This is a genomic window from Roseibium sp. MB-4 (genome assembly GCF_053005265.1).
This window is the reverse complement of the sequence record NZ_JBRKQB010000002.1, coordinates 1,093,904-1,115,704: the sequence shown is the minus strand read 5'-3', so window position 1 is coordinate 1,115,704 and position 21,801 is coordinate 1,093,904. Positions and strand designations below refer to the sequence as shown.

The window sequence follows — 21,801 nt, the reverse complement described above, 5'->3', positions numbered from 1 at the left end:
GCCTTGATCCCTGTTTCCTTTCTTTCACTGCTAGAGTTTTGATGGCTGAAACCCAAACGTTTCAGTTGACCTGATCCTTTTGTCCTTGAGCTCGGAAGTCTTCGAACCGTGACCAAAGAACACCCTATTCTGGAAACGAAAGACCTGACCATTCGCTTCGGCGGGCACGTTGCTGTCGATCACGTGTCTTGTGCCTTTGACCGTGGCACATTGACCGCCATCGTTGGGCCGAATGGAGCGGGCAAGACCACCTACTTCAATCTGATGTCCGGGCAACTCAATGCGACCAGCGGTACTGTGCTTCTGAATGGTGAGAACATCACACGGATGTCGGTTCCCGAGCGGACAGACAAAGGGATCGGTCGGGCGTTCCAACTGACCAACCTGTTTCCAACGCTGACCGTTCGCGAAAATGTACGTCTGGTGGCGCAGGCCAAGGCGCGCCAGGGCTTCGATTTGTTTTCCATTGCCGAAAGTCATATCGAACTCATCGAGCGCGCAGATCATGTGCTGAACGAGGTCCGGCTGATTGATCAGGCCGATCAGACCGTATCGGCTCTGCCGCATGGTGATCAGCGGAAGCTGGAAGTCGCTATGCTGATCGCCCTTGGGCCGCAGGTTCTAATGTTTGATGAGCCGACAGCCGGCATGAGTGTTGATGAAGTCCCAATCATCCTGGAGTTAATCGGCAAGCTGAAGGCCGATATGGATCGGACCATCCTGCTTGTTGAACACAAGATGGATGTCATTCGCTCCCTCGCCGACCGGATTATCGTCCTGCACAACGGTGCGCTGGTGGCGGATGGCGACCCTGCAGAAGTGATTGCCCTGCCGGTGGTGCAGGAAGCTTATCTAGGCAAGACACCGGAGGCCGCATGATGACAAACACGCTTTTGTCCCTGTCCGGCGTGCACACGCACATCGGTCCCTATCATATCCTCCAAGGTGTCGACCTGATTGTTCCAGAGGGCGGCGTCACCGTTCTGCTCGGCCGCAACGGTGCCGGCAAGACCACGACCTTGCGCACCATTATGGGGCTCTGGACGGCCAGTCAGGGTGAGATCCATTTCGCCGACCACGACATCACCAAGCTGGACACACCTGCCATCGCGGGCCGGGGCATTGCCTTTGTTCCCGAAGACATGGGGATCTTCACCGATCTGACGGTTGAAGAAAACATGATCCTCGCTGCGGCGAATGGGACTATGGATCCAAAGAGGCTGTCCTGGATCAAGGAGCTGTTTCCCCCTATCGGCAGCTTCTGGAACTCGTCCGCCGGAACGCTCTCAGGCGGGCAGAAGCAGATGCTGTCTGTCGCCCGCGCCATCATTGAGCCGCGCCGCCTGATCCTGATCGATGAGCCGACCAAAGGACTTGCGCCAGCAATCATCAATGCGATGACAGATGCCTTGCGTGAGCTGAAGAACACCGACACCACAATCTTGCTGGTAGAACAGAATTTTTCCATGGCCTCGAGCATCGGCGACACCGTCGCTGTCATGGATGATGGCCGGATCATTCATTCCGGCGGCATGGCGGAGCTGGCCGCCAATTCCGAAATGCAGGAACGGCTGATGGGATTGAGCCTGGAGGCGCACCAATGAGCGACACGACGATCAAACCGCGCATTGAAAAGGTTCCCGTAACCGAGCAGCTGATGCAGAAACTGCCAGTTCTGCTTGTTCCGGTTCTGGCGCTTGCTGGGCTGCTTGCGATCGGCAATCCGTCCACCTGGCTGACCCTGACCGTGGCCGGTCTTGCGATGGGCATGATGATCTTCGTCATGGCGTCCGGACTGACAGTCGTCTTCGGCCTGATGGACGTGATCAATTTCGGTCACGGGGCGTTTGTCACCGTCGGTGCCTTTGTCGGATTTACCGTCCTTGCGTGGCTCGCCGGCTGGACCGCCTCACCCAGCGTGCTCCTTAACTTGAGCGCTCTGCTGGTTGCCATTCTGGCCGCGATGCTGATCACCGGTGGTCTCGGCTATGCCTTCGAACGGGTGATTGTGAAACCCGTTTACGGTGAACACCTCAAACAGATCCTCGTCACCATGGGCGGGCTGATTGTGGCGCAGCAGATGATCCACGTCGTTTGGGGGCCGGACGAGATGCACCTGTCGCGCCCCGAAGCGCTGCAGGGTTCGATTGTCCTTGGCGATGCGGCCATCGAGAAATACCGCCTCGTCGCGGTTGCCATAGGCCTCGCGCTGTTTCTCGGCATGCGCCATATCTTGAAGAACACGAAGATCGGCCTGCTGGTCCGCGCCGGTGTTGAAAACGGTGAGATGGTTGAGTCGCTCGGCTACCGGATCCGACGCCTGTTCCTGATCGTCTTTATGACGGGCTCCGCGCTCGCAGGTCTTGGCGGTGTCATGTGGGGCCTCTACCAGGAGACCATCACCGCACACATGGGCTCTGAAATCATGGTGCTTGTTTTCATCGTGGTGATCATCGGCGGTCTAGGGTCCGTTGAAGGCTGTTTCATTGGCGCGCTGCTTGTCGGGTTGCTGGCCAACTACACGGCCTTCCTGGCGCCAAAGGTCGCGCTCATTTCAACCATCGCGTTGATGGTGGCGGTGCTGATGTGGCGGCCGCAAGGGCTCTATCCGGTCGTCAAGGCGAAGTGAGGAACTGCAGATGCTGATCAAACTTCTTTCAGGCGATACGCCGCGCAGCGGTCTGCTTGCCGTGCTTCTGCTTGTCATCCTGATTTCGCTGGCCTTTGCGCCGTTTCTGTTTCCCGGCACCCGCTCGCTGGAAACGGCCGCAAAGATCTGCATTTTCATCGTTCTGGTGGCAAGTTATGACCTGCTTCTGGGGTATGCCGGCATCGTCTCTTTCGCGCATACCATGTTCTTCGGGATCGGCGCCTATGGCACCGCATTGGCCTTGTCGACGACTGGCCCGACCTACGGGTCCATGATTTGGGGCACGGCTGCAGGGGCCATCGTCGCAGCGGTCTTCGCGCTCGCGATCGGTCTGTTTTCCTTACGGGTCAAGGCGATCTTCTTCGCCATGGTCACCCTTGCCGTTGCCAGCGCATTCGCCGTTCTGGTGTCGCAACTTTCGTGGCTCACCGGCGGTGAAGACGGTTTGAACTACAGCATCCCGCGTGAGTTCAAGCCGGCCTTCAAACTTGTCGATGAAAAGATTTTCGACGTGCGGATCAATGGCAAGTTGTTGCTCTATTATCTTGTCTTCTTCGCCTCGCTGATCCTCTTTTTGACCATGCTGCGGATCGTGAATTCACCCTTTGGCCGGACGTTGAAAGCCGTGCGAGACAATGCCTTCCGGGCGGAAGCGATCGGCTATCGTGTCGTCTGGTACCGCACCACCGCAACGGTTCTGTCGGCAGTCATGGCAGCGCTGGCGGGATCTTTGCTCGCAATCTGGTTGCGGTACACAGGTCCGGCGACAACACTATCGATGGAAATCATGATCGACATCTTGCTGATGGTTGTGATTGGCGGCATGGGAACGCTCTATGGGGCCGTGATTGGAGCCACGATCTTCATCCTGGCGCAGTCCTATTTGCAGAACCTGATGGGTATTGCCGCCGAGGCCACCAGTGCCATTCCGCTCGTCTCCACATTCGTCGCGCCGGAACGATGGTTGCTGTGGCTCGGCGTTTTGTTCATTCTGTCCGTCTATTTCTTCCCGTCCGGAATTGTGGGGCGCTTGAGGGCAGGGCGTACGTGACGGCATCAGGACTTTACATTCGCGACGAGGGTGCCGGCCGGCCGATTGTTTTTGTTCATGGCTGGTCCTGCCCTGGCATGTTCTTCGATCGCCAGGTTGCTGACTTGAAGGACCATGCTCGCTGCATAGTTCCGGATCTTCCAGGGCATGGGGCAACGGGGGATCGCTTACCGCGCACGATCGACGCTGCGGCAGACGCCATCCAGGCCCACTTGAATGAACAGGATCTTCAAGACGTTATCTTGTGTGGCTGGTCTATGGGAGCACTCGTTTCCTATGCGCTTATCGAGCGGCACGGCGCGGATCGGATTGGCTCGATGATTGCCATCGACATGTCACCGAAGGTTCTGAACGATGCGAGCTGGCAAAACGGAACACGCAGCGGTTTGACGGCCGGCCAGAACACCCATTTCATCAACACGATTACCGCCGACTGGCAGCGCCTGCCGCGCCGGATCGCACGGCGCATGTTTGCAGCTGACAGCGAACCGTGCCCGGGCTTGCTGGACTATGCCAGCAGGGAAATCGCAAAAGCCAATCCGATCTGGCTCAAGGACATGTGGATGTCGTTGACAGCCCTCGATTTCCGGGACCTGCTCAGAACCTTTCCCGTACAGTTTCATCTGGCGGCCGGGGCAAAAAGCCAGCTCTACAGTCCGGATGTCCATGAATGGCATTGCGAAAACGTCCCGGACTTTCAGCTCACCCTCTTCGACCACTCCGGCCACGCGCCGCATCTGGAAGAACCGGAGAAGTTCAAGGCTTTAGTACTCGGTGAGGTGACCCAGTAATCCGGCATAAACGGCCATTTCCGCATGGCACGGGGATGATGCCGGTGGGGGGGCTTTGTCTCCGCTTTTTTCCAGGCGCTCTGGAACCGAGTAGGCCCTGGAATGCGTCCGGGGTGAAGGTCCGTGATTGTAGCAATGACGTTGCTTCCCATCAGCGGTCATCCCCGCCCTGTGCGGGGAACCAATCAACCAATCTGCATCGGCTATAGGAAAGTCTGAACCCCCAGCAACACTGCTTGCGGCAAAGCCCTGGCATCACGGAGAGAATGGCTGAAATCACCCCTTGCCTACGTCCTCCACGTAGACCAAGGCGCGGCCCTGGCAGATGCGGGTGCCGTTGGCAGTCTCGCAAACGGTTTCAAGGTCTACCAAATGCTTTTCAGGGCGCAGGCGGGTGATGGTGACGGACGCGGTGAGTTCTTCGCCGACCGGCGCGGGCGTCAAGAACTCAAGGCTCTGCTTGAGATAATTCGTGCCCCGTCCAGGCAGTTTGACGCCGAGGAGATAGGAAAACAGACCGCCGATCAGCGGGCCGGGAACTGTCTCGGGCGCAACTGCATTTGGGCCGGCAAGGGCGGCAAAATCCGCCATGTCAGCAACCGTATAGGACCGTTTGATCTCGTCGCGTTGACCGACTTCAAACATCACTAGCCTCCGTCAGTTCGCAGCTTCCGGACAGGGTGACAGTCCCATCCGTTGTTCTTGAGATTTCAATCTGGATCTCTCCAGTCATGCCGGCAGTTTCGGAAAACCGCAGCGTCAGTTCTTCATCGGCATAGGACGGGTTGGGGAACATCAGGTTTTGCACTGTATGAGCGCGACCTGGATAGAGCTCCTGCAAATATCCGAACACGCGGGTGTAGAGCAGCATGCCGTGCGAGACTGTTCTGCCGAACCGCGTGCGCGCCGAGAAGTCCGGATCAACATGGATTGGGTTGTCGTCACCGGAGAGCTTGGCAAAAGCATCGAATTCGGCCTGGGTTGGCGTCCAGGTGAAGGTTGCCGTTACTGGTGCTTCGTCAATCAGGCTCATCGTTCAGGCCTCCTCGGGCAATTTTTGAAGCAAAATGTCTTTAAGAATGTTTTTGCGAACTTTGCCGGCGGCCGTGCGCGGCAAATCGTCAGAAACGGTAAAGGTTTTCGGGATCTTGTAAGGGGCCAGATGATCCCGGCACCAGCCGGGCAGGGCTGCGGTGTCGATCTCTTCGCCAGGGCGCGGTACCAGGAACGCCGCGCCAACCTCGCCCCATTTTTCGTCCGGAACGCCGATCACGACAGCTTCCATAATGGCCGGGTGAGCGTCCAGAACCTTTTCGACCTCAGCGGGGTAAACGTTTTCGCCGCCGGAGATGTACATATCCTTGATCCGGTCGACGATGAAGTAGTAGCCGTCTTCATCCCTGCGGGCGATGTCGCCGGACTTCAGCCAGCCATCGACGGTGAAGGTTGCAAGGGTTGCTTTCTTGTTGTCCATATAGCCGGGTGTGATATTGGGACCCCGAAACTGAACCTCGCCTTCGCCCGCACCGTCAACGATTGCGCCATCTGAAGATTGCAGGCGGACATCGGTCATAATCTGGGCCTTGCCGACGGAGCCGATCTTGTCTGCAGCATGGTCTTTGTCCATCAGGAAAACGGTTGGACCGGTTTCCGTCATGCCCATGCCGTTGCAGATCGTGACACCGCGCTTTTGAAAGTCCGCCAGAAGGTGCTTTGGAACGGGTGCGCCGCCGCAGCCCAGTGAGCGGACTTTTGAAAAATCCGTTGTGCTGAGGGTGTTGGAGAGTGCGAGAGCCTGGTAAATCGCCGGAACGCCGAAGAATGCGGTGACCTTGCCCGCATTGACCAGGTCCAGCACCACATCGGGGTCAAACTTGCGCAGCACAGTCGAAGACCCGCCGTTCAAAAAAATCGGCAAGGTCGGCAGATTGATCCCGGCCGTATGAAACAGCGGCAGGAAGTTGACGCCAGTTTCGTGCGTGCTTAGGCCGGTCGCCTGGCAGTAGTTGATCATGTTGGCAGTGGCCATGCCGGCAGTTTGGATAACCGCCTTGGGCATTCCGGTCGTTCCGGACGTGTAAAGCAGATACCAAGGTGCACTAGCCTTGATGGCGGCTTCGTTGGGCGCGGAAGTTGTGGAGCCCTCAAGGTATCGGTTGAGCGCGCTCTTGCCATTGTCATTCGCGCCGATCGGAACCAGTTTCAAACCAGTATTTGCTGCAAGTAATTGTGCCGCCTCGGCGAACGCATCGTCGTGGAACAGAACCTTGGACCTGGAGGCATGCAGAATTGGTTGAAGCTCGGCGGCTGGTTGACGCCAGTTGAGCGGAACCAGAAGAATTCCGGACTTTTGGGCGGCAAACAGCAGAACAAAGAAATCAGGATGATTGTGACAAAGCACGGCCATCCGGTCTCCGTGAGACAGACCACCTTCGATCAGCCGGTTTGCCAGCTGGTTGGCGCGGACATTGATTTCGGAAAATGTATAAGGAAGCCCCGTGTCATAATCTGCGAAGGCCACAGCGTCAGGTGTTAGTTCCGCCCGCTTGGCGGCCATATCGGTCAAGAACTCCATGTGTCCTCCCAACACTTGGATCCTGGTCAGCTATAGTGCTGATGCTCAGGCGCTTTGTTTTGTAAATTCTTGCATGCCGGCTAGCGTTTCCGGTCTGGAGATCAGGTCGAGGAACCGTGCCTTTTCCCGATCAAGCCGCTCCTTCACCTGTTGCCGGCGCGGTTCATCCCAAACGTTTTGACGCGTCGCGATATGGGTCTGCGCAAATCGGCAGGAAATCCCGGTGACCCATTCTGCTATCTTCTGTTCAATATCGGATGGGGCGCAAACGTGGGTCGCCAGTCCGAAACGCCGTGCCTCTTCCGCCGAGAGTCGCGTGTTGAGGTACTGAATCTCCAGTGCTTTGGCGGTGCCGATCTTTTCGGGCAGCAAAGCTGTCCAACCGCCATCCGGGGCAAAACCGACTTCAGAATAGTATGGCTGAATGAATGCGGTGTTCGACAGCGCGACCATGTCTGCCGCCAGCACCAAGCCGGTTGAACCTCCGGTGACAGGGCCGTTCACGGCTGCCAGAACCGGTGATGGAAAAGCAAGAAGAGACAGGATCACATCATGCAGGGCGCCAACCAGCTGATCCGCGTAGGACAGCAGCCGGTCTTGTGATCCTGCCTGGTCGAGAAAACCGCCGATATCTCCGCCGGTCGAAAAACTGCGGCCTCTTGCAGAGAGCACGAGCGCCGTAGGTTTCTTTGCTTCAGCCAGTTTGAGTGCTGCAAAAAGCTCGCTCAACAGCGGCTGGGTGAGTGCGTTGTGGCGCGCAGGCCGGTTCAGATAGAGCCATATGGCACCATCCTTGTGCTCGGTATCTACCAGGGTCATGGCTTCAGGCCATTGGCGATCAAATCATGGGCGCTGTCGACAAGCTCGGGAATGGTTTTCTGAGTGTTGAAAACCACCAGTTGCTCTCCGAGCGCGCGGGCAATTCCCATCAGAGCCCACGCCCGCGTTTCCGCATCACCCTCAGAAATCTGACCCTTTTTGACTGCAGCTGTCAGGCCTACCCGATATCCGGAAGCGAATTTCGCGTAATACTCGCGGTATGCGGCTGGATCAACGAACAGGGCTTCCTGAACGATTTTATAAAGGTTTGGATGGGCTCGCACGAACCTCAAGAATGCGGTCAGGCCGGCCTTTTCGACATTCAGGTGGTCCGTCAGCGTTGAGGTCGATTCGGAGATCGAATGACGGACGAGCCGGCCCATTTCCAAGACCAGTTCCGAGAAGACCTGCTCCTTGGTTTTGAAATAGATGTAAAAGGTCCCTTGGGCGACACCAGCCTCGCTGGTAATGTGACCGATGGAGGCGTCGTTGTATCCCTTTTCTCCAATGACCCGTTCTGCTGCCGCCAGTATGGCGCGCCTTGTAGCTTCACCGCGTGCCGTCTTAGGCTGCGGTGTCGCAGCTTTTGCGCTCGTTTTCGCGGACGCGTGCTTGTTCGGTGCGGCGGTGGTTCCCATGTATCAATTCCGGTTTCTTCAAACATGAACCAGTATTCATGTTTTGCGGTGATCTGCAAGCGATAATCTCAGGGAGCATGCATACGTGGGTTGGGCTCGTCGGCAATCTTCGGCCTATGGCGTATCGCCGCAGAGCCGTTTTTGATTTTTGTCATGGAACTAAGTTTGATATTTAGTTTTGAATGAATATAAGGTGAGCCTCTGGCCTAAACGAGCCGGATCGCCTTTTTAAAGAGCGAACGCGCAGCCCGGACGCAGGCTGATGTGGAAATGAATGAGCAGCCGGGGCTGGACCTGGCGGATTGAGGGAGCCGCACCATGGACGTGAATGCGTACCTGGAAGATCGACTGAGCAAACTCCATGATAATGGCAATTACCGCGTATTTGCGGATTTGGAGCGGCATTCAGGCGATTTCCCGAAGGCAACGCGTTACCGCGAAGATGGGTCAACCCAAGAAGTGACCGTCTGGTGCTCAAATGACTACCTTGGCATGGGGCAGCACGAGAAGGTGACAAACGCCATGCAGGACGTGCTTTCAAAGTGCGGCGCTGGCGCAGGTGGGACCCGAAACATTTCCGGCACCAATCACTATCACGTCTTGTTGGAAAAAGAGCTGGCGGACCTTCATGCAAAGGACGCGGCGCTTATTTTTACATCAGGCTATGTGTCGAACTGGGCGGCGCTCGGAACGCTGGCATCAGAAGTTCCAGGAATGATCGTCTATTCCGATGCGCTCAATCATGCGTCCATGATCGAAGGCATTCGCCACGCCCGTTGCGAAAAGCGTATCTTCAAGCACAACGATGTCGCCGACCTTGAGCGTCTGATGGCAGCTGATGACCCGAATGCACCGAAGCTTGTGGCATTCGAGAGCGTCTATTCCATGGATGGTGATATCGCTCCGATCAAGGAAATCTGCGACGTCGCCGACAGGTTCGGCGCCATGACCTACCTTGATGAAGTTCATGCCGTCGGCATGTATGGTCCGCGCGGTGGTGGTGTTGCCGAACAAGAAGGCCTCATGGACCGGTTGACCATTATCGAGGGCACCCTCGGCAAGGCTTTCGGTGTCATGGGTGGTTACATTACCGGTTCCAAGACCGTGGTTGATTTCATTCGCTCGTTTGCATCCGGCTTCATTTTTACGACAGCGTTGCCGCCGGCTCTTGCGGCCGGAGCCGCTGCTTCCATCAAACATCTGAAAGCCAGCCCGTTCGAGCGCAAGGCGCACAAAGACCGCGTGGCTCAAGTGCGCGCAGCGCTGGACAAAAGCGGCATACCGCATATGGACAACCCGAGCCATATCGTCCCGGTGATGGTGGGCGATGCGAAGAAGTGCAAGTGGATCTCGGACATCTTGCTGGATACCTATGGCATTTACGTTCAGCCGATCAACTATCCAACCGTGCCGGTCGGCACGGAACGGCTGCGCTTTACCCCGACGCCATTGCACACGGCAGATGATATTGACCGTCTTGTCAATGCGATCAACGATCTTTGGTCACAGTGTGCTCTAGCCCGCGCTGTCGCCTGATCTCAGGACTTACTTTTTGTCCACATGGAATCTACTTGGAATTTCTCAAGAATGGCGCGGGTTGACCCGCGAGGTTCTTGAGAAAACCGGTGGCTATGCCTATTTGCCGCCGCGCTTTGCCTGACCGGAAGCTGGCAACATAGACCAGCAGTTTGCCGAGAATTTTGAAGAACGTAATCCAGCGGTTTCCAAGCTGCATTTTGTCCATCAAATAGCCCCACGACCAGCCGAAAGAAATGTCCTTGATCCGGTTGGCCGAGACAGTATTTCCCGAAGACCCATCTCCTATGTGCTTGGCGCTGGCGTCAGCCACAAAGCGCATGGGTTGATTGAGTTTTCGAAATCGCAGCGAAAGTTCATCATCTTCAAAATACAAAAAGATATTCGTGTCGAAGCCGCCGTATTGAATGAATGGCTTTCTCCGCACTAGCACTACTGCGCCGCTGACGGTATCCACGTTCTGATCTGTTGATGGGGGAACGCGGTTTCGCACACGCGGATCAAACCTTGTTTCGTAGCGAAAGAACTCGCTGCCGTCCGGCTTGAAGATTCTCGGAATGAAAAGACTGCAATCAGAGTTTCGTGCAGCTGCGTCCAAGAGTGCTTGCACGGCCTTTGTTGAAATCTGCACATCCGGATTGGCGATCAGTGCGAATTCGGTCTCGATCTTTTCAAGGCCGGCCATAATCGCATTGGCGTATCCGACGTTCTGGTCGAGGTTCAGTACCTCATAGCCAAGAGTTTGAGCCTTGGAGGGAGTGTCATCGATACTGGCATTGTCGACAGCGAGTGTCGCAAGCTCATGCGCCGGGATACGTGAGTACTCAAGTACGTCCGCGCTGTTAAAGGTCACGATCAAACGTGTGACGGTCGAGAGGTCTTGCGGTGACGCCATCAGATTGGTTTACATTTCTTTTCAGGTGATCCCGCACGGGTTTAAGTGCAGCAAGCGCCAGTGTATCTGGACTATGATTTTTTAAGTTTGAACCTGTGCCAGCATATCGTCGAACATTTTTTCCAGTTCGACCAGATCGACTTCGGTGCTGGCGGTGAACGTCCGGCCTTGCGGGTTCTTCGTCAGCGTCGAGCGATAACAGAAGCCAAACTCGCGAGCCATCATTGCATAATGCGGAGAGCCCATGCTCGGACTGAAGAGCTCGAGTATGCCTGTCGGTTTTCCTGCGCGGAAAATCATATTGGTCAAGGCTGCCCCGTGAGCACCGGCGATAATGGGTGCCTTTGCAAACCGGTTTGCCTGTTCCTTGAGGGTCATGGTTGCCGGATCAAGCACCTCAAAACCAGCTTTCTCGGCAAGGCGTGAAACCTTGTCCTGGTTTCGAAACAAACGGCCATTGGGTGCCGTGCTGCTCCGGATCGTGAAGACAGGTCTGTCAGGCTGTTCAGAGGTTTCATTCCTGAACACGCTCGCAATCCACGTCATCGTGTCCGCGTTGCAGAAAAATGGCAGAGCCAAATATGCCTGATCGACTTTTACGATCTCTCGCCGACCTTGAACGACAACATCGCGTCCAAAGAACGCGCCCAGTTCCTGAGCCTGACGAAAAAACGGGGTGTTGGCTGATGATGCATTTACAAGAAAGGGGATCGAACGCGGCAAGCCGAACTGTTCCACCAGCCAAACCTTGTTCATGATGAACATGAAAAAGTGGAAATAGTTACCGCCGAAGACGTGATGAAGCACGATAGCTTCTGGAAGTTGGCGTGAGGGCGACTTCCTATGGGCAAAAAAGAGCGGACTGCGCTCGCGTTCTGGCAAGTCACTGGTTTTCCAGATCACGCGCCCCTGGTGAAACAGGACACCAATCTTGGGGTCGACTGAACAGGGGGCCAACGCTTTGTAAAGGCCTTCCCTCTCTGTCGCGCCTTTTCGTTCTTCTGCCCATGCTCTTGCTTGTTCAGGCATTGGGGCGGCCGTTTCAAAACAGAAAGGGCCACTTGTGCGCTCAAGTAAAGGCTGCAGAAAATCTGAACGGGGACGTGCCGGCAGAAGTGAGTCGCACAGCCGCAGCAGTGGTTTTCTTAAGCGGTGGTATTGATCGCGAAACGGATAATTCATTTTGCCGGCCGCATTTTTGCGTTTTCTCGGAAAGTCGTTTTCGCAGTGAAAGCAAAATACTGGTGGCAGCCAGTTAAGCTGCCGAAGAGCTGTTGCTAGCTACCACACACAGTTTCCAGTGACAATTTCTTTTGAGGAAGCGGTGATGTCGTCTGCTTTTGTTAGGTATCAAGCTCTGGTTGCCGGCTTCGGTCCGGCTCGTCCTTTCGCTATTTGCCTTCGACGATCCTGACTTTGTCCGGCCAAAATGCGTAGTGGTTTTTCAGCTGGAGGCTCATCTGAAGCGGTGTCTTATAGACCCAGCCAATCTCATCTCCGCCAATGGCCACATAGCTCGCATCTCCTTTTATCGAGCAATGCGTCGATTTGCTAAGCTCAGAGAAGGGCGACTGGAGGCTGTTTTCCGGTACATAGATGACCGGATCATAAACGCCTCTACCAACCTCCATCACACGAATGGCATTTGTTGTCTCGGCAAGCAGGGTTTCACCTGCAAAAATGCGGATGATCCGCGTGACCGGTTTGATGACCATCAGATGATTGGGATCTTTCGGGTTTCGAATGGCATCCACAAAGGCGGGTGACTGAAGTACTGGATCCACTGTCATGATCAATCCTGCGGTAGAGAGGTATGTGGCGGTGCCTTGGGTGGTTACAAAAGCGACCGGAACTCTGATTTTCGTCCACTCTATACCACCACAAGATCCGAAGTGGTCCTTTTCCAGCCAAGCACAGCTTGCAATTCATTCAGCTTTTGCGCTCAAAGGAGCTCCCGACCTTTTCGCCTTGGAGACAGAATATGGCTTCCAACCCCCAAGAGTTGTTTCGTGCTCTTTTCGATCGCGCCGTTGAGGTTGCTGATCCGATGAAGAGCCTTGCGAGCCAATTGCCTGAAAAACCTGATAGCAGGGTTGTTGTGATCGGTGCTGGAAAAGCGTCTGCACGGATGGCAGAGGCGGTTGAAGCAGAATGGGGGGCTTGTGAAGGGTTGGTCATCACTCGCTATGGCTATGGGCGACCAACAAAAGGCATTGAGATTGTCGAGGCTGCGCACCCGGTGCCGGACAAGGCCGGACAGGACGCGACGAAACGCATGCTGGAGTTGCTATCCGATCTTGACGGGGATGATTGCGTTCTTGCCCTCATTTCCGGTGGTGCATCGGCTCTTTTGACCGCACCGGCAGGAGCCATCAGTCTTGAAGAGAAACAGGCGGTCAATCAGGCGCTGCTCGCATCCGGCGCGCCGATCGGCCAAATGAACGTTGTTCGCAAGCACCTGAGCCGGGTGAAGGGGGGACAGCTTGCTGCCGCTGCTTATCCGGCAAAGATGGTGGCATTGCTTTTGTCCGATGTTCCAGGAGATGACCCGGCTGAGATCGGGTCCGGGCCAACGGTCGGGGATGGAAGTACTCCAGTAGACGCCCGTCAAATTCTTGCCCGATGGAATATTAAAGTACCAAGCTCGGTATCTGAGGTTCTTTCGGGGCAGACCGGAGTTTTGCCGCCAGATGATGAACGTCTGGGCCGCGTGACAAACACTATTTTTGCCGCGCCGTCGCAGTCCTTGGAAGCTGCGAGAAGCCTTGCGGAGAAGGCTGGATGCGACGTCGAGATCCTTGGTGATGCCTTGGAAGGCGAGGCGCGAGTCGTTGCCGCAACACATGCGCGCCTTGCCCTGCAAAGGCAAAAAGAGCGGGGAGAATCAGAGCGGCCGTTGATACTGTTGTCGGGTGGAGAATTGACTGTTACGCGGCGCGGCGATGGGGTCGGCGGTCCCAATGCAGAATATGCACTTGCTTTAGCAAATTCGCTCAAAGGCGCAGCGGGTGTCTATGCGATTGCTTGCGATACAGACGGTGTCGATGGTGCAGCCGAAGTGGCCGGCGCGATTATCGGTCCTGACACCCCTTCCAGGGCCACTGCCAGGGGTGTGTCAATGAGTGATGCGCTTGACCGGAATAATGCTCATGAGTTTTTCAGAGCAATTGGTGATCAGGTCGTGACAGGTCCAACACTGACGAATGTGAATGATTTCCGGGCAATTTACATCAATGGAGTGTGAGGCATGCTGCAGCACTGTGTTTTGTTGTCGTTGAGGGATCCGGATAATCTATCAGCGCTCGTTGAACCGATGGCGTTGATTTCAGGGCTAGTTGATAAACTTTCTGGCGTGCTTTCAGTCACACATGGTCCGAACATCGATCTGGAGGGCAAATCGAAGCCGTTTCAATATGGGTTTATTGTAACGGTCAGCGATGAAGCTGTTCTTGCCGACTATGCGCCGCATCCGGATCATCAAAAGGCCGCTGCAATGTTGATCACTGCTTGCGAAGGTGGTGCAGACGGCATTCTCGTGGCTGATATTCGCTGTGGCTGATGGAAACGCTGGATCGCCAATCTCCATCTAAGTCACAGAGAGGTAACTCCTTTTTGTTATTCTAGCGGCAAATGACCTGAAACACCTCGAAAGATTGGGCAAAAAGGAAGCCGCGTGTCTGAAGTGACCATTACCCGGGCAGTGCGAATGCCGGACCAATTCCGTATTGCGCGGTTTTTGTCCAATCCCAAACTCGGTCCGCGGCTTTTGTTCTTTAGCGGCGGCTCCGCGCTGAATGATGTTTCAAGGTGCTTGAAAAGGTATACGCACAACTCCATTCACCTTGTGACGCCTTTTGATTCCGGAGGCAGTTCACAAGGGTTGCGGCTTGCCTTCGATATGCCTGCGATAGGTGATCTCAGAAGCCGTCTGATGGCTCTTGCAGATGAAACCGTTCTTGGTCAGCCCGATGTGTTCCGGCTATTCACGCATCGGTTTTCCAAAGAGTCTGGACAAGAGGAACTGGCAGGTGAGCTTGAGGCGATGATCGCCGGCATTCATCCGCTCGTGGCAGTCGTTGAACAACCGATGCGGACGCTCATTCAAAACCAGCTGCGGACGTTTCAGACGGGGTGCCCGCCAACGTTTGATTTGCGCGGTGCAAGCATCGGCAATCTCATTCTTGCCGGTGGTTATCTCAACCAAAACAAACAGTTGGAACCTATTATCTTCCTGGTCGCAAAACTCGTCGGCGTCCTTGGCCATGTGAAAGCTGTATCCGATGACAATCTGCATCTGGCGGCCAAGCTCGAAACCGGCGACATTGTCGTCGGACAGCACCTTCTGACAGGCAAAGAACAAGCGCCACTGACGTCGCCGATTGAGGAGATATTCCTGAACAGAAGTTTGCAAAGCCGGGAACCGGCGGTGTCCGTGTTCCCGGAGCGCAATACGGCTTTGGTGCAGTCTGCGGATCTCATCTGCTATTCCCCCGGCAGCTTGTACACAAGCCTGATTGCCAGCCTTTTACCTCGGGGTGTTGGCCGAGCTGTTGCCAGCCGCACGGTTCCCAAAGTGTATGTGCCTAGTTTGGGTCATGATCCCGAAGCGCCTGGAATGACGCTTGAGGATCGCGTTCAGGCATTGCTTGCTTATCTTCGAAAAGATGCCGGTAGCGATTGCCCGGTCGAACGGCTGTTGAATTTTGTCGTAACGGATCAACGCACGGAAGAAGATGATATCGGGGCAGTGGAGCAACTTGGCATTACCGTTTTGCGGCTGGATCTGATATCCAGCAAATCAGATCCTTATTACGACCCAGTGCCGCTCTGTGAGGCGCTGGTTTCCCTGACTTGACCGATAAAGGATACGAAGGAAACGCCCATGAAACGGACCCCGATGCTGAATCGGCACATGAGTACGCTGATCGCCTCCCTCGGGCACATGGATGAAATCGTTGTTGCAGACGCTGGTCTGCCGGTGCCGCCGGGCGTCGATGTCATTGACTTGGCTGTTTTGCCTGGGGTGCCCGGCTTCTTTGACGTCCTGGATGTTCTGACGAGCGAATTGGTAGTCGAGAAAGCTGTTTTTGCCGAAGAGGCAAGTGCTGAACTGGCGACCGAGATCGAAGTTCGGCTGGCCCATTGGGCTGCGGAAACCGGCAAGCCGATCGAGCATGACCGGGTGCCTCACGAGGACTTCAAGACTCGGACGAAGCAGGCGCGTGCCGTTATTCGCACGGGCGAATGCACACCCTATGCGAATGTCATTCTGGTCTCGGGTGTGCCGTTCTAAAGGCCTGTTTTACAGATTTGCCAACATTGAGCCCGTGCCTTTTCTGCGCGGGCTTATTTGTTTTGTATGAAGTGCTGGTCTACCAACTGCGGGCGAGTACTCTTCTGATTTGTCGATAGAGGCATACTCTCAGGGGAGTGTGTGCGTGGTAACACTGCCAAGCTGGCGTAGCTGGCGCTGTTTGGATCTGTTCCGAAACCTTTCCGATTGAAGTTTCGTTTATCTGCCAAAGCCTTCCCGTTCTGCAAAAACGAATTTTTGAGTTTCCAAAACCGATTTTGTTGACTTCCGAAATCGGTTTTGGAACCATAATTGGAATAACTCGCCTTCGGTCGTTCGAGCCGCCGGCAAAACTGAATTCGGGCCTGTTGGCCTTTGGGAGGAAAAATGTCGGGTCACCGCGGGTCAGTGACGATTGACGACGTTGCGCGCCATGTGGGCGTCGCAAAGGGAACCGTTTCGCGGGTCCTGAACAATTATACCGACATTTCCCAAGCCACCCGCGAGCGCATCCTGCAAGCCGTCAAGGATCTTGGCTACCAGCCGTCGGCGACTGCCCGAAACTTGAAACGGGGCCGGCAGGATACCCTCGGCATTGTCATACCCGTTGGGCATGGCAATGGCGCTGATCCATTTCTGTCTGAGTTTATCGATGGAATTGCACGAGCTTTGGATGAACTCGGGATTGATCTCCTGGTGACAACCGCCCACTCGCGGGATCACATGATCGAGACGCTTCAGCGTCTTATTGCCCGGCGGAAGGTCGATGGTTTTATTCTCACCAGAACCGAAGTTGAAGATCCGCGCATTGCGTTCTTGAGCGAACAAGGCTTTCCCTTCGTCACGCACGGCCGGTCGCATCTTCCCGATACCCATGCGTGGTTCGACATCGACAATGAAAAAACCTTCGCCGATGGCGTGCGGCATATCTACAGCCTCGGACACAGCCGCATCGGATTCATAGGCGGATCGCTAGAGCTGAATTTCGCGCTCCAGCGGAGGGATGGCTACCGTGCCGGTCTCGAGGCGCTGGGCGTGCCTTTTGATCCCGCTCTTGAAACGATCGTGGACCTTGACGAAGAAGGCGGGCTTGCTGGAGCAGAACGGCTTCTTGCGGGCAACGATCTGCCGCCCACCGCACTGCTGTGTGTCACAGATGCGCTTGCGATTGGCGCTATTCAATACTGCCGGAAACATGGCCTCACCGTCGGCTCGGATGTCACGATCATTGGCTACGATGGGCTGCCCTTTGGTGACTATCTCGAGCCGCCGCTTACCACCTTTTCGCAAAGTGCGTCGGAAGCAGGCAGCCGCGTCGCCCGGATGTTGATCGATGTTTTAGACGGCAAAGATCCGAAGACCCTCAAGGCACTTTCAGAAGCAACTTTAATCCGGCGCGCATCAGACGGCGCGCCGCATAAGACACCGGAGGCACTGGCAGAAGTGCTCCGGTCCCGGCTGAACCAACAGCCATGACCTGGCAGTAAGGGAGACTGACATGATTGGGAGGAGCACTTTCCTGACCTCGACCATTGCGGGCGTACTCGCATTGGGCATTACGGTGGCTCAGGCAGAAACCCTGCGTTTCTGGACGACGGAAGAGCAGCCGGAGCGGCTGGCGAAACAGGAAGAACTGGCTGCGGCCTTTAAAGAAAAAACCGGCATCGAGGTTGATGTCATTCCAGTCACGGAATCCGATCTTGGAACCCGTGCCACCGCAGCTTTCGCTGCCGGTGATCTGCCGGATGTGATTTATCACACCCTGCAGTATGCGCTGCCATGGGCAGAGGCCGGTATCCTGGATACCGAAGCTGCGACAGAGGTTCTGGAGAACCTGGGAACCGATACATTTGCGCCTGGCGCAGTGGCAATGGCCGCGGTCGAAGGTGGGATCGCTTCTGTGCCGGTTGATGGCTGGACACAGATGGTTGTCTATCGCAAGGACCTTTTCGATGCGAATGGCCTCGCGGCCCCCGACAGCTACGAGAACATTTTGGCAGCGGTTGAGAAACTTCATAACCCGCCGGAAATGTTTGCATTCGTCGCAGCCACCAAGGTTGATGAGAACTTCATGAGCCAGGTGCTCGAGCATGTTCTATTGGCCAATGGCGTCAGCCCGGTCGGCAGTGACGGCTTCAAGCCGCTGGACGAAAAAAAGACGATTGAAGCACTCGAATTCTATAAGGCAATCGCCGAGGCTTCTCCTCCAGGAGATCTGTTCTGGAAGCAGTCTCGCGAGCTGTATTTTGCCGGCAAAGCAGCGATGATCATCTGGTCTCCGTTCATTCTTGATGAGCTGGCTGGTCTGCGTGACAGTGCACCGCCAACCATTACGGATGATCCGACCTCCAAAGAGCTTGCATCTAAGACCGGGATCGTGACGACGTTGAAAGGTCCGTCCAATCCGGATGGCGCTGCCTGGGGGGATGTGCGTTACTTCGGCATCACAAACGATGCGGACACGGACGCTGCCATGCAGTTTGTCGAGTTCTCGATGGATGACGGTTACATGTCGACCCTGTCGATCGCACCGGAAGGCAAGTTCCCAATCCGCCGAGGCACCAAGGACAATCCGACAGCGTTTGTTGAAGGTTGGTCCAAGTTGCCGGTGGGTGTGGACCGCAAGGCACCGCTGACCGATCTTTATGATGCCGAAACCATCAGCACCATTGTTTCCGGTCTCGATACGGCTGCGCGTTGGGGCGTCAAGGAAGGACAGTTGTCTCTGGCCTCAAAGATCATCAACAGCCAGGCGATCAACCGGCTCGTCCGGGAGTACATTGATGGTGAACGGGACGCGGCGCAGACCGTTGCCCAGCTGAACGAAGAACTGGCCAAGATCCAGTAACTCCAAATTTGGCCCGTGTTTCTCAAGCGCGGGCCAATCCCATCGCTCACCAACCCTCATAAAAAGAGGGCCTTCGCACAATGAAGTTTCGACGGTTTGAACCGTCGAAGCACAGGGACTTTTTGCCCTATTTCTGTCCGTTTGAAACTTGAGCAGGAAACCATGACCGCGCAGGACAAGACCATCGCCGAGCGCCGGCCGCCGAAAGGCATCGGACCGATGCAACGACGGGAGATGCGGCTCGCCTACCTGATGCTGGCGCCAACATTCCTGATCATTCTGGCCATCGTTGCAGGCCCTTTGCTTGCCAATTTCTGGATCAGCTTCAAGCCGGTTCAACTTGCAGACCTGCGGCCCCCAAGTGTGCTGGTAAACGAACGCATGCGCGGCAATCCGGAAGGTGCAGGCGATGCGGCGACACTCGAATACCGGATGCGCAATTCCTCGCAGGACAAGGAAATCCGGGATGTTGTTTTGCGGGACACCCTACCTGATGGGTTCGATGTAACGAGCGTGCCTGAGGTTTGCGCGCTTCAAGGCGCGTCGATCACATGTGACATCGGCACTGTTCCGCCAAAATGGCGTGAGCGGCTGCGCTTTGAGGGAACGGTAACCGCGGCCTATTTGGCAGCTGACCGCCCCGAGCGGGCAACCATCCCCGAGGTGTCGGGCGATGCAGACAATGTCCTGACAAACCTCGACTTCACCTTCGATAACTTCGTCCGAATTTTTGATGCAGATGAATTTTGGTCGGTGCTGCGGGTGACGTTCTATTACACGATCTTCGGGACGGCCGGAGCATTGGTGCTCGGGCTGTTTGCTGCGCAACTTTTGAACACGACGTTCAAGGGGCGCGGGTTTCTGCGCGGACTGTTCCTCTTTCCTTACGTCTCGCCGGTGATTGCCGTTGCCTTCACCTGGGTGGTTCTGTTCGACCCGTTTTCCGGAACATTAAACGCGCTTTTGACCAAAATGGGTGTCGTTGCGGACCCGATCAATTTCTTTGGTCAGCGGGCCGTGGAGTTTTCATTCTTCGGGATCCCGATGGAGTTTCCTTTGGCGCTTTCGACGGTAATCGCGTTTGAGGCCTGGCGCTATTTCCCATTGTCTTTCCTGTTTATTCTCGCGCGCATGCAGTCGCTCAACACAGATATCTATGAAGCGGCTGAAATGGACGGCGCAACACCGCTACAGCAGTTCTGGTACCTGTCTTTGCCGCAGTTGATGGGCATCCTGTCGGTCCTGTTCCTTCTCCGCTTCATTTGGACCTTCAACAAGTTCGACGACATCTTCCTTCTGACTGGCGGCAACGCTGGAACGAGAACGTTGACAGTTGATGTTTATGAACAAGGTTTTGCGCTGTCCAACCTTGGAGCTGGTGCTGCGGTAGCCGTGGTGATCTTTGTCGTCCTCGTTACTTTCGCGACACTCTTCCTGCACTTCTCACCCAAGGAGGAAGGCCTATGAGACCCGGCAGCATTCTTCTGATAGCCATCACGGGCCTTATTTGGGGCGTGACCGCCATGGTGGTGATTGGGGTCACCTTGACCCTTATCACTGGCGAAGTTGCTCTGCCTCAGGCGACTGCCGCCGGAGTGGCCGGCTTGATCGGAGCGCTGGTTCTGGTTTGGCGGCAGACTGCGGACATAAAAGGGATGCCTGCCTGGGTGTTATCCGCGGTCGTCCTGACGCTCGTTCTGCTGTTGGGTACGTTCGCAGCACCTTTCACTTTGCCTCTAAACAACGTTCCCCTCTGGCAATTGGCCGGACTGCTCGCCTTTGTTGCCAGCGTCACGGCAGCCAATCATATGAGCCTCAATGGCGCAACGCTCGGGTCGATGTCGCGGTACGAACGCGAGGTGATCTATATCCGGATCTTCAAGGGAATTGGTTTCGTCGTCTTCACGATTATCGTCGCGCTGCCCTTTTACGTGATGGTGATGACATCGCTGAAAAGTCAACAGGCGTTGCTTGCCAATCCGCTTGATCTGTCGATCGACCTCTCCCAAGGGTTTGACGGTCTCTTCCGGTCCTATGTTGAGCTCTTCACACAGTTCAATTTCGGTCGCTATCTGATGGTCTCGGCCATTGTATCGGTGGGTACCGTGATCCTGACGCTGCTGTTCTCGGTGCCGGGCGCTTATGCAGTCTCCCGTTTGCGGTTTCCGGGGCAGGCACTTTTGTCCCGTTCGGTGCTCCTGATCTACATGGTTCCGGCGATTGTTCTAGTCATCCCGCTTTATGCCGTCTTCTCACAGTTGGGCCTGCGCAACACGTTGACCGGTTTGCTGATTGTCTACCCAGCAACAACAATTCCGGTCGCGCTCTACATGTTGCAGGGTTACTTCAGGGGGCTTCCGTCCGAATTGGAAGAAGCTGGCCTGATGGACGGATTGTCCAGGCTTGGGGTGATCATGAAGATCACGCTGCCGTTGTCATTGCCGGCACTGGCCTCCGTCTCGCTCTATGTGTTCATGATTGCCTGGAACGAGTTCCTGTTCGCTTTCATGTTCCTCGATGATCCGGACATATTCACCCTCTCGCGCGGTGTGGTTTCCCTGAACTCCTCGGAGGTTCCGCGGCAGCACCTGATGGCGGGGGCGGTGATCGCGACCGTTCCGGTTCTCTTCATCTTTCTTTGGTTCGAACGCTTCCTTGTCCAGGGCCTGACGGCCGGCAGTGTGAAGGGCTAACCAACTCATCAA

The 21,801-nt window shown here is 55.7% G+C and carries 22 protein-coding genes; 14 read left to right on the top strand and 8 right to left on the bottom strand.

Annotation, left to right across the window (positions count from 1 at the left end; all coding sequences use genetic code 11):
* Window positions 1-108: 108 nt before the first annotated feature.
* From ACVDG4_RS16350 to ACVDG4_RS16330, 5 genes are read left to right on the top strand one after another with little or no spacing between them, the layout of a single operon-like run.
* The gene (locus tag ACVDG4_RS16350; RefSeq protein WP_133951606.1) at window positions 109-879 is read left to right on the top strand and encodes an ABC transporter ATP-binding protein; all 771 of its coding nucleotides are present in this window, start codon (window positions 109-111) and stop codon (window positions 877-879) included.
* Complete coding sequence (locus ACVDG4_RS16345; protein WP_447235920.1) at window positions 879-1,604, top strand: ABC transporter ATP-binding protein; 726 nt, start codon at window positions 879-881, stop codon at window positions 1,602-1,604. Before ACVDG4_RS16350 ends, ACVDG4_RS16345 begins: the two co-directional genes overlap by 1 nt.
* Entirely contained in the window at window positions 1,601-2,629 is a 1,029-nt protein-coding gene (locus ACVDG4_RS16340) for a branched-chain amino acid ABC transporter permease (protein WP_306147715.1), read from the top strand. Before ACVDG4_RS16345 ends, ACVDG4_RS16340 begins: the two co-directional genes overlap by 4 nt.
* 10 nt (window positions 2,630-2,639) lie before the next feature.
* On the top strand, window positions 2,640-3,701 hold the full coding sequence (locus tag ACVDG4_RS16335; RefSeq protein ID WP_447235857.1) for a branched-chain amino acid ABC transporter permease: 1,062 nt from the start codon (window positions 2,640-2,642) through the stop codon (window positions 3,699-3,701).
* Entirely contained in the window at window positions 3,698-4,492 is a 795-nt protein-coding gene (locus ACVDG4_RS16330) for an alpha/beta fold hydrolase (RefSeq protein WP_447235856.1), read from the top strand. The genes ACVDG4_RS16335 and ACVDG4_RS16330 overlap by 4 nt, the downstream gene beginning before the upstream one ends.
* Before the next feature lie 276 nt (window positions 4,493-4,768).
* Here ACVDG4_RS16330 and ACVDG4_RS16325 read toward each other — a convergent pair whose 3' ends face one another.
* Genes ACVDG4_RS16325 through ACVDG4_RS16305 form a run of 5 tightly spaced genes read right to left on the bottom strand, consistent with a single transcriptional unit; the run spans window position 4,769 to window position 8,524 of the window.
* On the bottom strand, window positions 4,769-5,137 hold the full coding sequence (locus ACVDG4_RS16325) for a hotdog family protein (protein WP_447235855.1): 369 nt from the start codon (window positions 5,135-5,137) through the stop codon (window positions 4,769-4,771).
* Window positions 5,130-5,525, bottom strand: coding sequence for a MaoC/PaaZ C-terminal domain-containing protein (locus ACVDG4_RS16320; RefSeq protein ID WP_447235854.1), 396 nt, complete (start codon window positions 5,523-5,525; stop codon window positions 5,130-5,132). The genes ACVDG4_RS16325 and ACVDG4_RS16320 overlap by 8 nt, the downstream gene beginning before the upstream one ends.
* Before the next feature lie 3 nt (window positions 5,526-5,528).
* A complete protein-coding gene (locus ACVDG4_RS16315) occupies window positions 5,529-7,067 on the bottom strand; it encodes an AMP-binding protein (protein WP_447235853.1) in 1,539 nt (512 codons plus the stop codon).
* Between the two features lie 45 nt (window positions 7,068-7,112).
* Window positions 7,113-7,886, bottom strand: coding sequence for an enoyl-CoA hydratase/isomerase family protein (locus ACVDG4_RS16310; protein ID WP_447235852.1), 774 nt, complete (start codon window positions 7,884-7,886; stop codon window positions 7,113-7,115).
* The gene (locus tag ACVDG4_RS16305; protein WP_133951622.1) at window positions 7,883-8,524 is read right to left on the bottom strand and encodes a TetR/AcrR family transcriptional regulator; all 642 of its coding nucleotides are present in this window, start codon (window positions 8,522-8,524) and stop codon (window positions 7,883-7,885) included. Before ACVDG4_RS16305 ends, ACVDG4_RS16310 begins: the two co-directional genes overlap by 4 nt.
* 318 nt (window positions 8,525-8,842) lie before the next feature.
* Between ACVDG4_RS16305 and hemA the strand changes: the two genes are divergently transcribed.
* The gene (gene hemA, locus ACVDG4_RS16300; RefSeq protein ID WP_209174719.1) at window positions 8,843-10,060 is read left to right on the top strand and encodes a 5-aminolevulinate synthase; all 1,218 of its coding nucleotides are present in this window, start codon (window positions 8,843-8,845) and stop codon (window positions 10,058-10,060) included.
* A gap of 31 nt (window positions 10,061-10,091) precedes the next feature.
* On the opposite strand, the gene ACVDG4_RS16295 is transcribed toward hemA, so the two are convergent.
* The 3 genes from ACVDG4_RS16295 to ACVDG4_RS16285 form a co-directional block, all read right to left on the bottom strand.
* Window positions 10,092-10,955 carry a glycosyltransferase gene (locus ACVDG4_RS16295; protein ID WP_447235851.1) on the bottom strand — a complete coding sequence of 288 codons (864 nt, stop codon included), beginning with the start codon at window positions 10,953-10,955 and terminating at the stop codon, window positions 10,092-10,094.
* An 81-nt stretch (window positions 10,956-11,036) separates the two neighbouring features.
* The gene (locus ACVDG4_RS16290) at window positions 11,037-11,984 is read right to left on the bottom strand and encodes a glycosyltransferase family 61 protein (protein WP_447235850.1); all 948 of its coding nucleotides are present in this window, start codon (window positions 11,982-11,984) and stop codon (window positions 11,037-11,039) included.
* Window positions 11,985-12,346: 362 nt separating this feature from the next.
* Complete coding sequence (locus tag ACVDG4_RS16285; RefSeq protein WP_447235849.1) at window positions 12,347-12,745, bottom strand: DUF427 domain-containing protein; 399 nt, start codon at window positions 12,743-12,745, stop codon at window positions 12,347-12,349.
* A gap of 191 nt (window positions 12,746-12,936) precedes the next feature.
* On the opposite strand from ACVDG4_RS16285, the gene ACVDG4_RS16280 reads away from it, so the two are divergent.
* From ACVDG4_RS16280 to ACVDG4_RS16245, 8 genes are all read left to right on the top strand, one after another.
* Entirely contained in the window at window positions 12,937-14,199 is a 1,263-nt protein-coding gene (locus tag ACVDG4_RS16280; RefSeq protein WP_447235848.1) for a glycerate kinase type-2 family protein, read from the top strand.
* Between the two features lie 3 nt (window positions 14,200-14,202).
* A complete protein-coding gene (locus ACVDG4_RS16275) occupies window positions 14,203-14,514 on the top strand; it encodes a Dabb family protein (protein WP_447235847.1) in 312 nt (103 codons plus the stop codon).
* A gap of 147 nt (window positions 14,515-14,661) precedes the next feature.
* Window positions 14,662-15,810, top strand: a complete 1,149-nt coding sequence (locus ACVDG4_RS16270) for a GAK system CofD-like protein (protein WP_447235919.1) — start codon at window positions 14,662-14,664, stop codon at window positions 15,808-15,810.
* 27 nt (window positions 15,811-15,837) lie between these two features.
* Window positions 15,838-16,248 (top strand): D-ribose pyranase, encoded by a 411-nt coding sequence (gene rbsD, locus ACVDG4_RS16265; RefSeq protein ID WP_447235846.1) that lies wholly within the window; start codon window positions 15,838-15,840, stop codon window positions 16,246-16,248.
* A 387-nt stretch (window positions 16,249-16,635) separates the two neighbouring features.
* A complete protein-coding gene (locus ACVDG4_RS16260; protein ID WP_447235845.1) occupies window positions 16,636-17,724 on the top strand; it encodes a LacI family DNA-binding transcriptional regulator in 1,089 nt (362 codons plus the stop codon).
* A gap of 22 nt (window positions 17,725-17,746) precedes the next feature.
* Window positions 17,747-19,096 (top strand): ABC transporter substrate-binding protein, encoded by a 1,350-nt coding sequence (locus ACVDG4_RS16255; RefSeq protein ID WP_447235844.1) that lies wholly within the window; start codon window positions 17,747-17,749, stop codon window positions 19,094-19,096.
* Window positions 19,097-19,258: 162 nt separating this feature from the next.
* A complete protein-coding gene (locus ACVDG4_RS16250) occupies window positions 19,259-20,563 on the top strand; it encodes a carbohydrate ABC transporter permease (protein WP_447235843.1) in 1,305 nt (434 codons plus the stop codon).
* The gene (locus tag ACVDG4_RS16245; protein ID WP_447235842.1) at window positions 20,560-21,789 is read left to right on the top strand and encodes a carbohydrate ABC transporter permease; all 1,230 of its coding nucleotides are present in this window, start codon (window positions 20,560-20,562) and stop codon (window positions 21,787-21,789) included. Before ACVDG4_RS16250 ends, ACVDG4_RS16245 begins: the two co-directional genes overlap by 4 nt.
* Window positions 21,790-21,801 lie beyond the last annotated feature (12 nt).

Coding starts and splice junctions, on each gene's coding strand:
- ACVDG4_RS16345 (WP_447235920.1), top strand. CDS start 879: ATGACAAACACGCTTTTGTCCCTGTCCGGCGTGCACACGCACATCGGT.
- ACVDG4_RS16340 (WP_306147715.1), top strand. CDS start 1,601: ATGAGCGACACGACGATCAAACCGCGCATTGAAAAGGTTCCCGTAACC.
- ACVDG4_RS16335 (WP_447235857.1), top strand. CDS start 2,640: ATGCTGATCAAACTTCTTTCAGGCGATACGCCGCGCAGCGGTCTGCTT.
- ACVDG4_RS16325 (WP_447235855.1), bottom strand. CDS start 5,137: ATGTTTGAAGTCGGTCAACGCGACGAGATCAAACGGTCCTATACGGTT.
- ACVDG4_RS16320 (WP_447235854.1), bottom strand. CDS start 5,525: ATGAGCCTGATTGACGAAGCACCAGTAACGGCAACCTTCACCTGGACG.
- ACVDG4_RS16315 (WP_447235853.1), bottom strand. CDS start 7,067: ATGGAGTTCTTGACCGATATGGCCGCCAAGCGGGCGGAACTAACACCT.
- ACVDG4_RS16310 (WP_447235852.1), bottom strand. CDS start 7,886: ATGACCCTGGTAGATACCGAGCACAAGGATGGTGCCATATGGCTCTAT.
- ACVDG4_RS16305 (WP_133951622.1), bottom strand. CDS start 8,524: ATGGGAACCACCGCCGCACCGAACAAGCACGCGTCCGCGAAAACGAGC.
- hemA (WP_209174719.1), top strand. CDS start 8,843: ATGGACGTGAATGCGTACCTGGAAGATCGACTGAGCAAACTCCATGAT.
- ACVDG4_RS16295 (WP_447235851.1), bottom strand. CDS start 10,955: ATGGCGTCACCGCAAGACCTCTCGACCGTCACACGTTTGATCGTGACC.
- ACVDG4_RS16290 (WP_447235850.1), bottom strand. CDS start 11,984: ATGCCTGAACAAGCAAGAGCATGGGCAGAAGAACGAAAAGGCGCGACA.
- ACVDG4_RS16285 (WP_447235849.1), bottom strand. CDS start 12,745: ATGACAGTGGATCCAGTACTTCAGTCACCCGCCTTTGTGGATGCCATT.
- ACVDG4_RS16280 (WP_447235848.1), top strand. CDS start 12,937: ATGGCTTCCAACCCCCAAGAGTTGTTTCGTGCTCTTTTCGATCGCGCC.
- ACVDG4_RS16275 (WP_447235847.1), top strand. CDS start 14,203: ATGCTGCAGCACTGTGTTTTGTTGTCGTTGAGGGATCCGGATAATCTA.
- ACVDG4_RS16270 (WP_447235919.1), top strand. CDS start 14,662: ATGCCGGACCAATTCCGTATTGCGCGGTTTTTGTCCAATCCCAAACTC.
- rbsD (WP_447235846.1), top strand. CDS start 15,838: ATGAAACGGACCCCGATGCTGAATCGGCACATGAGTACGCTGATCGCC.
- ACVDG4_RS16260 (WP_447235845.1), top strand. CDS start 16,636: ATGTCGGGTCACCGCGGGTCAGTGACGATTGACGACGTTGCGCGCCAT.
- ACVDG4_RS16255 (WP_447235844.1), top strand. CDS start 17,747: ATGATTGGGAGGAGCACTTTCCTGACCTCGACCATTGCGGGCGTACTC.
- ACVDG4_RS16250 (WP_447235843.1), top strand. CDS start 19,259: ATGACCGCGCAGGACAAGACCATCGCCGAGCGCCGGCCGCCGAAAGGC.
- ACVDG4_RS16245 (WP_447235842.1), top strand. CDS start 20,560: ATGAGACCCGGCAGCATTCTTCTGATAGCCATCACGGGCCTTATTTGG.